We start from the raw sequence: 13,669 nt of genomic DNA, 5'->3' as shown, positions 1-13,669 counted from the left end.
AATTTTCGATGCCGTCGCCTCCCCGGAGGCCCCGAACAGGAAAGGCATCACGCCATGCAGAAGTCCCTCCTCGCCATCGCCGCCACCGCCACGCTGGCGCTCGGCATGCTGCCGTCGACCGCCTCGGCGGCGCCGTGGCAGAACATGAATGCACGCAAGAACCAGATCGAGCGCCAGATCGACCAGGGCGTCCGCACCGGCCGGCTGACCCGCCAGGAAGCGAGCGGTCTGCGCGGGCAGTTCGCCAGCCTCATGCGGCTGGAGCGGGACTATAGCCGCGGGGGCCTGTCGATCCGCGAGCGTAGCGACCTCGATCGCCGCTATGACGCGCTTTCGGCCCGTGTGCGCGCCGAAAGCCGCGACCGCCAGGTTGCCCGCCGCCGCTGAGCGGGTCGCGGCGGATCGGCATTGGCGGCCGCCGCCCCCGCCTAGGCCTCGCCCCTGATCCGGCGGGTGGCGAGCAGCTTGTCGATCTTGCGCCCGTCCATGTCGACCACCTCGAAGCGCCACCCGTCATAGGCGAACAGGTCGCCGGTGACGGGCAGGCGCTTCATCACCGCCAGCACGAAGCCGGCCGCGGTCGCATAATCGCGATCCTCGGGCAGGTCGAAGCCGAGACGCTCGGCCATCGCATCGGCGGCGAGCGATCCGGAAATCAGCCAGCTGCCGTCCGCCCGCTCGACCAGCGCCGGATCATGGCCGTCGCCGGCATCCGACACGAACGTGCCGGCAATGGCCGCGAGCAGGTTGGCGGGGGTCACGATGCCTTCGAAATGGCCATATTCGTCATGGACCAGCGCCATCGGCACGTCGGCGCCGCGCAGCACGACCAGCGCATCCATCGCATCCATCTGGTCCGGCACCACCGGCACCTCGCGCAGCATCGCGGCAAGATCGAGCGCCCGGCCATCGAGCACCGCGATCAGCAGGTCGCGCGCCAGCACCACGCCGCGGATCGATTCCACCGAGCCTTCCGCCACCGGCAGGCGGCTGAACGGCACGTCGCGGACCAGTCCGGCAATCTCCTCGCTGGTGGCGGCGATGTCGAGCCACTCGACCTGGTTGCGCGGCGTCATGATCTCGCGCACCGGCCGGTCGGCGAGCCGCACCACGCCGGAAATAATCTGCCGCTCGCTCTCCTCGATGACTCCCGCCGACGAGGCTTCGGCGACGATCAGGTGCAGCTCCTCGGCCGTCACCTGCGTCTCGCTCTCGCGATTGAGGCCGAGCAGCCGGAACACCAGCGCCGAGGATTGATCGAGCAGCCACACCACCGGCGCCGTGGCCCGTGACAGCCACAGCATCGGCACCGCCATCGTCGCCGCGATCGGCTCGGGCGAGCGCAGCGCGAACTGCTTGGGCACCAGCTCGCCGACGATCAGCGAGGCATAGGTGGTGATGGCGATGACGAGCGCGAAGCCCATCTCGTTGGCGACCGCCACCGGCACGCCGAGCAGCGCCAGCCGCTCGGCCACCGGCGCGCCGAGGCTGGCGCCCGAAAAGGCGCCGGCGACGATGCCGGTGAGGGTGATGCCGATCTGCACGGTGGACAGGAACTTGCCCGGATCCTCGCGCAGCCGCAGCGCGGTTGCGGCGCCGGATCGGCGCGCCCGCGCCATCGCTTCCAGCCGCGGCCCCCGTGCCGAGACGATGGCCAGCTCCGACATGGCGAAGACGCCGTTCATCACCACCAGAGCGAGGATGATCGCGAGATCGATCCACGGGAAGGGATGAAGGGGAGCGGTTGGGGCCATGGCCAGACCGCTCTCATGCCGGGAAAGCGCGCCGCCGACAACCCGTTTGAGGGCAAGCCTTCCTGTCGAAGGGTTCAGCGGGTCGGGGCCGGCCCCGGGGGCGCGATCACCGTCTGTCCCGGAAGAATCCCCGCAGCTGCCCGGCGGCTTCCGCCTCCCCGATCCCGGCATAGATGTCGGGCCGGTGGTGGCAGGTCGGCTGGGCGAACAGCCGCGGACCGTGGTCGACCGCGCCGCCTTTCGGATCGGGCGCCGCGTAATAAAGCCGCGAGAGGCGGGCCAGCGCGATCGCCCCCGCGCACATCGCACAGGGCTCCAGCGTCACCCACAAGGCGCAGCCATCCAGTCGGGGGGTCTCCAGCGCCTTCGCCGCCGCGCGGATCGCGACCATCTCGGCGTGGGCGGTGGGATCATGGCCACCACGCATCGCGTTGGCGGAGGTCGCGACGATGCGCTCGCCAAGCGTCACCACCGCGCCGACCGGTACCTCGCCCGACCGCGCCGCCTCGGCGGCGAGATCAAGGGCGAGCCGCATCGGCGGGGGCAGCGGGAAAGCCATGCCCTCCCATCGCCCCTGCGACGCGCCGCGGCAAGCGCGGCGCCGGTTTATTGCGGCTTGCGGACCTCGACCTTGGGCAGCTCGACGGTGCGGCGCTCGGTCTCGACCTTCGGCACTTCCACCGTCGTGTTGGTGGTGCCGACGTCGACCGAGCCGACATCCGCGTTGACGGCCGGCAGGCGCCCGCCTTCAACCGCGACTCGCGGCATCTCGCCGGCCCTGCCGCTGAGGTTCACGAAGCCCGTGAGGATGGCGACGATGGCGACCAGCACCACGATCGCGATTATGACGGCCAGGGTTCTCATCGACGTCCTCTCCCTCTAACCCAGCCGTCAACGCCGTCCCGGGCCGGCGGTTGCATCCGGATCGGCGGGGGCGCCGGCCGGCCAAAGGTTGACCTCCCGGGCGAATCCCGCTAGGCGGCCGGCCTTTCCGGGATTTAAGCTGCAGGAACGAGAACGATGTCGCGCATTTGCGAGCTGACGGGCAAAGGTCGCCAGGTGGGGCACAACGTCTCCCACGCCAATAACAAGACGAAGCGCACCTTCCTGCCGAATCTGCAGAATGTGACGCTGCTGTCCGATGTACTCGGCCAGTCGGTGCGTCTGCGCGTTTCGACGCACGGGCTGCGCTCGGTGGAGCATGTCGGCGGCCTCGACAACTGGCTGCTCAAGTCCAAGGACGCCGATCTTTCGCTGCGCGCGCGTCGCCTGAAGCGCGAGATCACGAAGAAGACGGCCGCCCAGGCCGCCTGATCCCGGCGATCACGATTTCGAAGGGGCCGGCTGGAGCGATCCAGCCGGCCCCTTCGCGTTTTCGCCGTCAATCTTCCAGTGCGAAACGCAGCAGCAGGGTGCGCTCGATCGGCAGGAAATTGTCGTCCGAGACGAGAGTGATGATCGTCCGTCCGCCGGTGCTGGTGGCGGCGATGCCTTCGAAATTGTCGGTGACCAGCGGCGGCGCGAGCCGCGCGATCTCGGTGCCGGCGACGGTCGCGCCCCGGCGGATGGCGCCGGGATCGACCACGGTCAGCACCGCCGTGAACCCCTCCATCAGCGACACCCGACGATTCAGCACCAGCAACCGCCCGTCCGGCAGCTGGGTGGCGTCGCTCGGATCATAGCCGTCGGGCGGGCGATAGACGAAGGCGAAGGGCGTCGCGCCCGGCAGCGTCGGATCGCCCGGGAACATCAGCGCCCGCCGCCCGCCCGGCCCCGACCGCATCTTCTCGGCGATGACCATGAAGCGCCCGTCGGCGAGCCGCAGCAGCGCCTCCGGCCCGCCGTTGATCTCCCAGTCGCGCATCGCGGCCGGGCGCGTCCGCGCTTCCTCGGCCAGCCCCGGTCCATAGCGGACGATGGCGTTGATCCCCTCATAGCCCGCCCAGAAGCGCCCGCTTGCCGGATCATGGGTAAGCGATTCGCTGTCCCGCTCCCGCTTCGGCGCCTCGGCTTGGCCGGGCGGGCCCAGCGTCGGCAGGATATGGGCGACGGGGCCGGCGGCGGTCATCGTGATGCGGGTCGGCGTCGCGGTGTCCGACAAGGCGAGGAACTGTCCGCCGCCGACATCGACCAGCGCCGAAAGCCCGCCGAACCGCCGGTCGCGCGAGGCAAGCGCCCACCCGCCCAGCCAGCGCAGCTTGCCCACCCTGACCCGCCCCGGATCGCCCGCGTCGAGCTGCACCGAAGTGGCGTGGATGGCGTCGCCGCGCGCGGCGGTGGCGGCGAGCCCCGCGGGCAGGACGGCGAGCAGGGCGGCGGCGAGGGCTGGCAGGCGCATGGCCCGCGCTTCTAGCGCCTGCGCCCTTTTGCGCCATCCCGATCCGCTGAACCTCGGCCGACCGGGTTGTTAAGGATAGGCTCAGGGCAGGCCGGGCATAGGCGCAGGCGAACTTGTCCGGTAGGCGGGGATTGCGGCACCCCGCGAATCGACATCGGACGACTCTGTTGGAGAAGTGAGAAGTTGATGATCCGCCAGGCCCTGACGATCGCCGCCCTGTCGGCCGTCATCCTGACGCCGGTTGCGGTGTCCGCCCAGCCGCGCGGCTATCCGCGCGGCGGCTATGATCGCCCCGATCGCGGCCGCGGGCCGCCGCCGCGCCGCGACTATGACGATCGCCGCTACGATCAGCGGCGCGGCGGCCCCGACGAGCGCGACGGTTATCGCGACCCCCGTCGCGGCCAGCCCCGCTGCGGCGGCGGCGGCTCGAGCGGCATCATCGGCGCGATCGCCGGCGGTCTGCTCGGCAACGGCCCGAACGGCCGCGTCATCGATCGCTCGGACGGGCGTCCCTGCTAAGCTTTTTCCCGCGTTGCGTATCGGGAAGAGAGGCCGGTGCCGCATGGCGCCGGCCTCGTCGGTTCTTTCCGGGTCCGCGCGCGGCCCGGATGCAATCCCCCCTCTAATGCTGCCGCCCGAAGTCGGGCGCCGCGTCGTCCTGCCCTTCCTCGATGATCGAGCGGCGGACGGCGCGGGTGCGGGTGAACAGCTCGAACAGCGTGTCGCCGTCGCCCCAGCGGATCGCGCGCTGGAGCGCGGTCAGATCCTCGGTGAAGCGCTGCAGCATCTCCAGCACCGCCTCCTTGTTGGCGAGGAACACGTCGCGCCACATCGTCGGGTCGGAGGCGGCGATCCGGGTGAAGTCGCGGAAGCCGCCGGCCGAATATTTGATCACCTCGGAACGGGTCACCGTCTCCAGGTCCGAAGCGGTGCCGACGATGGTGTAGGCGATGAGGTGCGGCAAATGGCTGGTCACGGCGAGCACCAGGTCGTGATGCGCCGCGTCCATGATGTCGACCCGCGCGCCCAGCCCTTCCCAGAAAGCGGAGACCCGCATCACCGCCGTGGGATCGGCATCGCCGGCCGGCGTCAGGATGCACCAGCGCCCGTCGAACAGGCTGGCGAAGCCCGCGTCCGGGCCGCTCTTCTCGGTGCCGGCGACGGGATGGGCCGGCACCACCGCCACGCCGGGCAGCGCCACCGCCAGCGCAGCAGCCACCCCCGCCTTGGACGAGCCGACATCGGAGACGATGGCGTCCGCCGGCAGATCGGCGGCAAAGCTCGCCGCCACCTCGCCGATCGCGCCGACCGGCACGCACAGCAGCACCAGATCCGCATCGGTGACGGCGGCCCCGGCCGTGTCGGCGATATCGTCAAGGAAATCGAGCTCGGCGACCCGCTTGCGCACCGCGGGGCTCGCGTCATAGCCGGTCAGCCGCACCGTCGGCATCGAGCGCCGGATGGCGCGCGCGACGGACGAGCCGATCAGCCCCAGGCCGATGATCGTGACGCGCGCAAACGGCAACATCAGGCAGCCCCCTCGGCCATTTCCGCGATCGCGGCGGCGATGGCGCGTGTCTCCTCCTCCGTGCCGATGGTGATGCGCAGGCCATGGGGCAGGCCCTGGCCCGGCAGCCAACGCACGATATAGCCGCGATCCATCAGCCCCCTATACGCCCTCTCGGCGTCCAGCGCCCCCTCGAACAGCACGAAGCTGAAATTCGCCTTGCTGGGCACCGCGCGGATACCGGCATTGCCGAGCCGCGCCATCTCGCCCTCGAACCAGCCGCGCCAGCGGGCGTTGTGCGCCCGGCTCCGCGCCACGAATTCGCTGTCGCCAAGCGCGGCGATCGCCGCCAGCTGGCCGGCGGTGGTGACGTTGAACGGCGCGCGGATACGATGCATGGCGTCGATCGCCTCCGCCGGCCCATAGGCCCAGCCGATGCGCTCGGCGGCGAGGCCGAAGATCTTCGAGAAGGTCCGCGTCACCACCACGTTCGGCAGCGTCCGCGCCATCTCCAGTGCGCCGTCATCATCTTCGGGCGCGAGATATTCGGCATAGGCCTGGTCGATCACCAGCAGGCAGTCGGCGGGCAGGCCGGCATGCAGCCGCGCGAGCTCGCCGCGCGGCGTGAAGGTGCCGGTCGGGTTGTTCGGGTTGGCGACGAACACCACGCGGGTCTTGTCGGTGACGGAAGCGAGCAGGGCGTCGACGTCGGTGGCATAATCGCGATCCGCCGCCTCGACCGGCTCCGCGCCGACGCGCCGCGCCGCGATCGGATAGACCGAGAAGCCGTAGCGCACATAGAGCACCTCGTCGCCCGCGCCGGCATAGGCGCCACAGGCGAGATGGAGCAGCTCGTCCGAGCCGGTGCCATGGATCACCCGCGCCGGATCCAGGCCGTGCGCAGCGGCCAGCGCCTCGCGCAGCGCGGTGGCGCCGGCATCCGGATAGCGATCCAGCGTCGCGGCGGCGGCGGCGAAGGCGGCGCGCGCCTGGGTCGACGTGCCGAGCGGGTTCTCATTGGATGACAGCTTGGCGACCTTGCGGCCGTCATCGGTGGTCGAGCGACCGGGCACATAGGGGCTGATCGCGGTGATCCACGGCTTGGGTAGGGGCCTGTTCATGACTTCGGCCTTAGCGGGGATGCGGGCAGGTGGAAACTGGGCAGCCAAGCGCCTAATTGGCGCCCGACACGCTTGATTCAGCATTTTCCATTATCCTGGAAATTGCTACAGCATAGCGTACACCGCAGCGCGCCTGCCCCGGCGCGAGGCACAAGGGCAGAACAGTGACCGCCGCGATCGTTTCCGCCTCCACTGCCATCGACGACAGCCGCTTCGGCCTCGCCCGCACCGCGCGCCTGTCCGGGCCGCTGGCGCTGGACGGGGGCGGCAGCCTCGCCGCGATCGATATCGCCTATGAGACCTATGGCACGCTCGCCCCCGACAAGAGCAACGCGATCCTCATCTGCCACGCGCTCACCGGCGACCAGCATGTCGCCTCCGCCCACCCGATCACTGGCAAGCCGGGCTGGTGGTCGCGCATGGTCGGGCCGGGCCTGCCGATCGACCCCGATCGCCACTTCATCATCAGCACCAATGTCCTGGGCTCGTGCATGGGCTCGTCGGGGCCGGCCTCGCTCGATCCGGTGACGGGCCTGCCTTATGCGATGCGCTTCCCGGTGATCACCATCCGCGACATGGTGCGCGCCCAGGCGCTTCTGCTGGACCATCTCGGCATCGCGCGGCTGGAGGCGGTGGTCGGCGGCTCGATGGGCGGCATGCAGGCGCTGGAATGGGCGGCGACCTTTCCCGATCGGGTGGAGGCGGTGGTCGGCATCGCCACCACCGCACGTCATTCCGCGCAGAACATCGCCTTCAACGAGGTCGGCCGGCAGGCGATCATGGCCGATCCAAACTGGCGTGGCGGCGATTACTACGCCACTGGCCAGGCGCCCACCGCCGGCCTCGCGGTGGCGCGCATGGCGGCGCACATCACCTATCTCTCGGAAGCGGGGCTGACCGGAAAGTTCGGCCGCCGCCTGCAGGCGCGCGAGGCGAAAAGCTTCGGCTTTGACGCCGATTTCCAGGTGGAGAGCTATCTGCGCCACCAGGGCCTCGCCTTCACCGACCGGTTCGACGCCAATTCCTATCTCTACATCACCCGCGCCATCGACTATTTCGATCTGGCCGAAGCGCATGGCGGGCGGCTGGCGGATGCCTTCCGCGATACGCGCACGCGCTTTTGCATCGTCTCCTTCGACACGGACTGGCTTTATCCCACGCCCGAATCGCGCATCATCGTCCATGCCCTGAATGCGGCCGGGGCCGAGGCGAGCTTCGTCGAAATCTCCTCGCCCTACGGTCACGACGCCTTCCTTCTCGACACGCCGGAGCTGTTCCGCGTCGTCGATGGCTTCCTGCGGGCGGGAGAAAGCCGGTGAGCGTGCGCCTGTCCGGCGATCCCGCCGACATCGACCTTGATGTCGTCCACGGCTACCTCACCCGGAGCTACTGGTCGCCCGGCATCTCGCGCGAGCTGGTGGCGCGCGCCGCCGCCAATTCGCTGTGCGTCAGCGCGCTCGACGAGACGGGCCAGATCGGCTTCGCCCGCGTCATCACCGATCGCGCCACCTTCGCCTGGCTCGCCGACGTGTTCGTGCTGGAGCGGGCGCGCGGCCTCGGCATCGGGCGGGCGATGGTGCGCTGGCTGATGGAGCATCCCGAGCTGCAGAATCTGCGCCGCTGGATGCTCGCCACCTGGGACGCGCACGGCGTCTACGAGGCGCTGGGCTGGAAGCCGGTGGACCGGCCGGATCGCCTGCTCCAGCGCCACGATCCCGAGGCGCACCGGCGGTGAGCGCGCTTCGTCCCGATCTCGCGATCATCGCCGATCATGTCGCGGCCGGCGCCAGCGTGCTCGATGTCGGCTGCGGCGATGGCGGCCTGATGGCGGCGCTGCGCGATACCAAGCAGGCGCGCCCGCGCGGCATCGAGATCGACGGCACCAATGTCGCCGCCGCCGTCGCGCGCGGCCTGTCGGTGGTGCAGGGCGACGCCGACACCGACCTTGCCGACTATCCCACCGACAGCTTCGACTATGCCATCCTTTCCCAGACGCTGCAGACCACGCGCGCGCCCGACCGGGTGCTGGACGAGCTGCTGCGCATCGGCCGCCGAGCGTTCGTCTCCTTCCCGAACTTCGCCCATTGGCGGGTGCGCGCGTCGCTGCTGTGGGGCGGGCGGATGCCGGTGACGAAGAACCTGCCCGAACAATGGTATGACACGCCCAACATCCACCATCTGACCGTGGACGATTTCCGCGCCTTCCTGCGCGCGCGCGGCATCACCACCGAAGGCGCCTGGTTCCTCAACCGCGGCCGCAGGACCAGCGCGGCGGCCGCGAATTTCCGCGCCGAGCACGCGGTGTTCCTGTTGAGGCGGTAAGTGGCTGGACCACCGCTCCTTGATATCGGAGACGTAACGATGCGATGCTCACCACGACGGGGCGGCGCTTCCTGACAGAGGCGCGGCAATCCTCCCGTCAAAAGGAGGTGAGAACAACGACGACGAGCAACGTGGAAGCCATCACCAGCATAGCCATGCTGGCGGTGGCATTTGCTGCCTTGGTGTTGAAAATCATCGAGGTAGCCCGCTCCAAGTAGCGGCGTTCGGGGGCGGAGCTGACATTCCGTCCCCGAATGTGTGAGGCCCCGGCCGCTGACACAGCCGAGGCCCCGGGAAGTTGGTGGTCACAACGACTCGCCAGCAACGTGCCACGAATATGCTCATTGAGCGCATCCAATTCAAGAGCGCCCTACCCCCTCAGGCTCGCCCCCGCCTTCTCCGCGGCGGCGACGATGCGGTCGGAGATGGCCTTCAGCTCGGCGTCGGTGAAGCTCGCCTGCGCCGGCTGGAGCGTGACGCGCAGCGCGAGCGAGCGCTCGCCCGAGGGCAGGCGGAACAGGTCGAAGAAGGTCACGTCCTCCACCAGCTTGTCCGCCTTGCGGATCGCCAGATCGAGCTGCGCGGCGGGCTTGTCCTCCGGCAGCACGAAGGCGAAGTCGCGCTTCACCGGCTGGAGCGGATTGGGCGCATAGGCGGGCTTCTTGCCCGCGCGGCGCAGCGTCAGCGCATCAAGGAAGAGTTCGCCGGCACACGCCGCATGGCGCAGGCCGGCGGCGCGCAGCAGTTCCGGATGCAGCTCGCCGAACTCGGCCACCGGCCTCGCCCCGAGCTTGAGCACGCCCGAGCGCCCTGGATGATACCAGGGGCTGGCCGGCGCCTCGACGCGCAGCCGCTGCGCAAGATCCCGGCCCGAGACCGCCGCGATCAGCGCCAGCGCGTCGGCCTTGGCCGCCGCCCAGCCGCCCGGCTCGCGCCCGCCGAGACCCACCTCGTCCACCGAGCGGACGAAGCCGAGCGTCGGATGCTCGGCGTCGGCGGCATAGCGCCGGCCGATCTCGAACAGCCGCACCGCGTCCTCGCCGCGCGCGCGATTGCGCTGGGCAGCGGCGACAAGGCCCGGCAGCAATGAGGGCCGCATCACCTTCAACGACTCGCTGATCGGATTGGCGAGGGTCCAGGCGCCGCCGCCGAACGGCCGCGCCTCCTCCTCGGAGATAAAGCTCCACGTCACCGCCTCGTGCAGGCCGCGCGCGGCGGCCGCCCGGCGGATGCGCCGCTCGACGAGCTGCGCGTCGGACGCGGTCGGCTTGGCCACCCCCTCGGCGCGGGCCAGCGGCGTAGAGGGCACGCTGTCGAGCCCGGCGATCCTCACCACTTCCTCGACGAGGTCGGCGGTGCCGTCGACGTCGCGGCGCCAGCTCGGCACCGTCACCGTCCAGTCGCCGCCGACGCCGAAGCCCAGCGATTCGAGGATCGCACGCTGCCGGTCGGCGGGCACGTCGATGCCGCCCAGCGCCGGCGTCCGCGCCGGATCGAAGGCGACCGTGCGCGGCGTCACCGGCGGCGCGCCGGCCCGGATCACTTCGGACGGCCGACCGCCGCACAGATCGAGCACCAGCCCGGTGGCGATGGCGAGGCCGTCGTCGAGGAAAGCAGGATCAACACCGCGCTCGAACCGCTGCCGCGCGTCCGAGGTGAGGCCCAGCGCCTGCCCGGTGCGCGCGATCGCCGCGGGATCGAAATAGGCGCACTCGATGACGATGTCGGTCGTCGCGTCGACCACGCCGGAATGCTCGCCGCCCATGATGCCGCCGATATCGTGGACGCCGACATCGTCGGCGATCACCGTCATCGCCGGGGTGAGCGCGTAGGTCTTGCCGTTGAGCGCCTCGACGCTCTCGCCGTCCCGCGCCCGCCGCGCCACCAGCGCGCCGGACAATTTCGCCATATCGTAGACGTGCAGCGGCCGGCCGAGATCGATCATCACATAATTGGTGATGTCGACCAGCGCCGAGATGCTGCGCTGGTCCACCGCTTCCAGCCGCCGCCGCAGCCAATCGGGCGACGGCCCGTTGGCGACGCCGGCCACGGTGCGGCCGTAGAAGGCCGGGCAGCCCTCCGGATCGTCAGTGCGGATCGCCACCGCCGCGGCGCCCTCGCCGGCGATCGACGGGACGGCGAGCGGCTTCAGCGTGCCCAGGCCGGCAGCGGCCAGGTCGCGGGCGATGCCGCGCACGCCCATGCAATCCTGCCGGTTGGGCGTGATCGACACGTCGAATACCGGATCGTCCAGCCCCGCCCATTGCGCATAGGCGACGCCGACCGGCGCATCGCCGGGCAGCTCGACGATGCCGTCATGCCCCTCGCCCAGTTGCAGTTCGCGGGCCGAACACATCATGCCGTTTGATTCGACGCCGCGGATCGCCGCCACCTTCAAGGTCACGTCGAGGCCCGGCACATAGGCTCCCGGCGGGCCGAAGATGCCGACCAGCCCGGCGCGGGCATTGGGCGCGCCGCACACCACCTGCATCGGCCCGTTGCCCGCATCCACCGACAGCACCTGCAGCTTGTCCGCCTGCGGATGGCGCTCGGCGGTGAGCACGCGCGCAATGGTGAACGGGGCGAGCGCATCGGCCGCATTGCTCACGCCTTCCACCTCGAGGCCGACGCGGGTCAGCGCCTCGGCGACGGTCGCGGCGTCGGCCTGCGTGTCGAGATGATCCTTGAGCCAGGAAAGAGAGAATTTCACGCCGAGATACCCCCGGAAAGCGTCGGCACGTCAAGGCTGGCGAACCCGTAGGTGCGCAGCCAGCGCAGGTCCCCGTCGAAGAAGGCACGCAGATCGTCCATGCCATATTTCAGCATGGCCAGCCGATCGATGCCGCAGCCGAAGGCGAAGCCGGACCATTCCTCCGGATCCAGCCCGCACGCGGCCAGCACCTTGGGATGGACCATGCCGGAGCCGAGAATCTCCATCCAGCCATCGGGCTCGCCGCCGCCGATGATCCGCTTGCCGTCCTTGCGGGTATAGCCGACATCGACCTCGGCGGAGGGCTCCGTGAACGGGAAATAGCTCGGCCGCATGCGCAGCACGATGTCGTCCCGCTCGAAGAAGGCGCGCACGAACGTCTCCAGCGTCCATTTGAGATGCCCCATATGGATGCCCCGATCGATGACCAGGCCCTCCACCTGATGGAACATGGGCGTGTGTGTGGCGTCCGAATCCGAACGATAGGTGCGCCCCGGCGCGATGATGCGGATCGGCGGCGGCTGGTTCAGCATGGTGCGGATCTGCACCGGCGAGGTGTGGGTGCGCAGCAGCATCTTCCGCCCTTCCCGCTCGTCCGGGAAATAGAAGGTGTCGTGCATCGCGCGCGCCGGATGCAGCTCCGGGATGTTGAGCGCGGTGAAATTGTGCCAGTCGTCCTCGATCTCCGGGCCGGTGGCGACGGCGAAGCCGAGATCGGCGAAAATCTCCGCCAGCTCGTCCATCACCTGGGAGACGGGGTGCACCGAGCCGGCCGCCGGCAGGCCGTAGGGGAGCGTGACATCCTCGCGCTCGGCGGCGAGCCGCGCGTCGAGCGCGGCGCGATCCAGCGCCGCCTTGCGCTCGGCGATGGCGGCGGTGACCGCCTCGCGCAGGCCGTGGATGCGCGGGCCCTCGGCCTGCCGCTCGTCGGCGGACATCGCTCCAAGCGTCTTCAGCAGGCCGGTGACGACCCCCTGCTTGCCGAGCGCATGGACGCGCTGCGCCTCCAGCGCGTCGGGAGCGGCGGCGGCGGCGATGGCGGCGAGCAGCTCGCCCTGCAATGTCGCGATATCGGTCATGCTTCGTCTTACCTGCGGGTCTGGCCGTGGCGGCACATGACCGGAGTGACGGGGAAAGAAAAGGGGCGCGGAAAGCCCGCTGGCCATCCGCGCCCCGAATGCTTCGGCTGGTGCCCGAAGGTTACGCGCTGACGCGCGCGCCCTCCGGAAGCGCTGCCTTCGCCTGGGCGATGATCGCGCTGAACGCCTCGCCCTCGTGCATGGCGATGTCGGCCAGAACCTTGCGGTCGAGTTCGACACCGGCCAGCTTGAGGCCGTGCATGAACACGCCATAGGTCAGGCCTTCGGCGCGGACCGCGGCGTTGATACGCTGGATCCAGAGCGCCCGGAACGACCGCTTCTTAACCTTGCGGTCGCGATAGGCGTACTGCCCGGCCTTCTCGACGGCCTGGCGGGCGATACGGATCGTGTTCTTGCGACGGCCATAATAGCCCTTCGCCTGTTCCAGGATCCGGTTATGCTTGGCGCGGGTGGTCGTGCCCCGCTTGACGCGTGCCATAGTCTAGCCTCCCTCAGTTCAGGCCGTAGGGAGCCCAGAGCTTCACGGTGCGGGTGTCCGCATCGGAGAGCACGCTGGTGCCGCGGTTCTGGCGGATATACTTCGCGTTGTGCGAGATCAGGCGGTGGCGCTTGCCGGCCACACCGTGCTTGATCTTGCCCGTCGCGGTGAGCTTGAAGCGCTTTTTCACGCCGCTCTTCGTCTTGAGCTTGGGCATTTTCGACTCCGTTGAATGACCAAAATCGGTCGTCGATTGCGAACGCGCCACGGCAGCCCACACTGGCCGGGCCATCCCTCGATCGAGCGCGGGCCTATAGGGGCTGGCCTCGCGAAAGGCAA

General features: G+C 69.8%; 17 protein-coding genes. 7 read left to right on the top strand and 10 right to left on the bottom strand.

What is annotated here, in order from left to right:
- Positions 1-54 precede the first annotated feature (54 nt).
- Positions 55-387 (top strand): hypothetical protein, encoded by a 333-nt coding sequence (locus KOF26_RS04085; RefSeq protein WP_253201084.1) that lies wholly within the window; start codon positions 55-57, stop codon positions 385-387.
- A gap of 41 nt (positions 388-428) precedes the next feature.
- On the opposite strand, the gene KOF26_RS04080 is transcribed toward KOF26_RS04085, so the two are convergent.
- The 3 genes from KOF26_RS04080 to KOF26_RS04070 form a co-directional block, all read right to left on the bottom strand.
- Entirely contained in the window at positions 429-1,754 is a 1,326-nt protein-coding gene (locus KOF26_RS04080) for a hemolysin family protein (RefSeq protein WP_216320525.1), read from the bottom strand.
- Between the two features lie 106 nt (positions 1,755-1,860).
- On the bottom strand, positions 1,861-2,313 hold the full coding sequence (locus tag KOF26_RS04075) for a nucleoside deaminase (RefSeq protein ID WP_253201083.1): 453 nt from the start codon (positions 2,311-2,313) through the stop codon (positions 1,861-1,863).
- Positions 2,314-2,360: 47 nt separating this feature from the next.
- Positions 2,361-2,618 carry a hypothetical protein gene (locus KOF26_RS04070; protein ID WP_253201082.1) on the bottom strand — a complete coding sequence of 86 codons (258 nt, stop codon included), beginning with the start codon at positions 2,616-2,618 and terminating at the stop codon, positions 2,361-2,363.
- A gap of 156 nt (positions 2,619-2,774) precedes the next feature.
- Between KOF26_RS04070 and rpmB the strand changes: the two genes are divergently transcribed.
- Positions 2,775-3,068: a 50S ribosomal protein L28 gene (rpmB, locus tag KOF26_RS04065; protein WP_216320514.1), complete on the top strand. Its 294-nt coding sequence runs from the start codon at positions 2,775-2,777 to the stop codon at positions 3,066-3,068.
- 67 nt (positions 3,069-3,135) lie between these two features.
- On the opposite strand, the gene KOF26_RS04060 is transcribed toward rpmB, so the two are convergent.
- On the bottom strand, positions 3,136-4,092 hold the full coding sequence (locus KOF26_RS04060) for an esterase-like activity of phytase family protein (RefSeq protein WP_216320512.1): 957 nt from the start codon (positions 4,090-4,092) through the stop codon (positions 3,136-3,138).
- Between the two features lie 186 nt (positions 4,093-4,278).
- Here KOF26_RS04060 and KOF26_RS04055 point away from each other — a divergent pair, with 186 nt between their 5' ends.
- A complete protein-coding gene (locus KOF26_RS04055; RefSeq protein ID WP_216320510.1) occupies positions 4,279-4,611 on the top strand; it encodes a hypothetical protein in 333 nt (110 codons plus the stop codon).
- A 103-nt stretch (positions 4,612-4,714) separates the two neighbouring features.
- On the opposite strand, the gene KOF26_RS04050 is transcribed toward KOF26_RS04055, so the two are convergent.
- Both KOF26_RS04050 and hisC read right to left on the bottom strand, forming a co-directional pair.
- The gene (locus KOF26_RS04050; RefSeq protein ID WP_216320508.1) at positions 4,715-5,620 is read right to left on the bottom strand and encodes a prephenate/arogenate dehydrogenase family protein; all 906 of its coding nucleotides are present in this window, start codon (positions 5,618-5,620) and stop codon (positions 4,715-4,717) included.
- On the bottom strand, positions 5,620-6,720 hold the full coding sequence (gene hisC / locus KOF26_RS04045; protein WP_216320507.1) for a histidinol-phosphate transaminase: 1,101 nt from the start codon (positions 6,718-6,720) through the stop codon (positions 5,620-5,622). Before hisC ends, KOF26_RS04050 begins: the two co-directional genes overlap by 1 nt.
- Positions 6,721-6,917: 197 nt before the next feature.
- Here hisC and metX point away from each other — a divergent pair, with 197 nt between their 5' ends.
- Genes metX through KOF26_RS04025 form a run of 4 tightly spaced genes read left to right on the top strand, consistent with a single transcriptional unit; the run spans position 6,918 to position 9,260 of the window.
- On the top strand, positions 6,918-8,039 hold the full coding sequence (gene metX, locus KOF26_RS04040; protein ID WP_216321663.1) for a homoserine O-acetyltransferase MetX: 1,122 nt from the start codon (positions 6,918-6,920) through the stop codon (positions 8,037-8,039).
- Complete coding sequence (locus tag KOF26_RS04035; RefSeq protein ID WP_216320506.1) at positions 8,036-8,455, top strand: GNAT family N-acetyltransferase; 420 nt, start codon at positions 8,036-8,038, stop codon at positions 8,453-8,455. The genes metX and KOF26_RS04035 overlap by 4 nt, the downstream gene beginning before the upstream one ends.
- Positions 8,452-9,042 (top strand): methionine biosynthesis protein MetW, encoded by a 591-nt coding sequence (metW, locus tag KOF26_RS04030; protein WP_216320505.1) that lies wholly within the window; start codon positions 8,452-8,454, stop codon positions 9,040-9,042. The genes KOF26_RS04035 and metW overlap by 4 nt, the downstream gene beginning before the upstream one ends.
- Before the next feature lie 44 nt (positions 9,043-9,086).
- Entirely contained in the window at positions 9,087-9,260 is a 174-nt protein-coding gene (locus KOF26_RS04025) for a hypothetical protein (RefSeq protein WP_216320504.1), read from the top strand.
- 152 nt (positions 9,261-9,412) lie between these two features.
- Here the strand turns inward: KOF26_RS04025 and pheT are convergent, their stop codons facing one another.
- From pheT to rpmI, 4 genes are all read right to left on the bottom strand, one after another.
- A complete protein-coding gene (gene pheT / locus KOF26_RS04020) occupies positions 9,413-11,752 on the bottom strand; it encodes a phenylalanine--tRNA ligase subunit beta (RefSeq protein WP_216320503.1) in 2,340 nt (779 codons plus the stop codon).
- Positions 11,749-12,831, bottom strand: a complete 1,083-nt coding sequence (gene pheS / locus KOF26_RS04015) for a phenylalanine--tRNA ligase subunit alpha (RefSeq protein WP_216320502.1) — start codon at positions 12,829-12,831, stop codon at positions 11,749-11,751. The genes pheT and pheS overlap by 4 nt, the downstream gene beginning before the upstream one ends.
- Positions 12,832-12,952: 121 nt before the next feature.
- Positions 12,953-13,330, bottom strand: coding sequence for a 50S ribosomal protein L20 (gene rplT / locus KOF26_RS04010; protein ID WP_216320501.1), 378 nt, complete (start codon positions 13,328-13,330; stop codon positions 12,953-12,955).
- A gap of 13 nt (positions 13,331-13,343) precedes the next feature.
- Entirely contained in the window at positions 13,344-13,547 is a 204-nt protein-coding gene (rpmI, locus tag KOF26_RS04005) for a 50S ribosomal protein L35 (RefSeq protein ID WP_216320499.1), read from the bottom strand.
- Positions 13,548-13,669 lie beyond the last annotated feature (122 nt).

The organism is Sphingomonas quercus (genome assembly GCF_018863195.1).
GTDB classification, from domain to species: domain Bacteria; phylum Pseudomonadota; class Alphaproteobacteria; order Sphingomonadales; family Sphingomonadaceae; genus Solisphingomonas; species Solisphingomonas quercus.
Note: the sequence above shows the minus strand (reverse complement) of the source record. Positions and strands in the feature narration are given on the sequence as shown.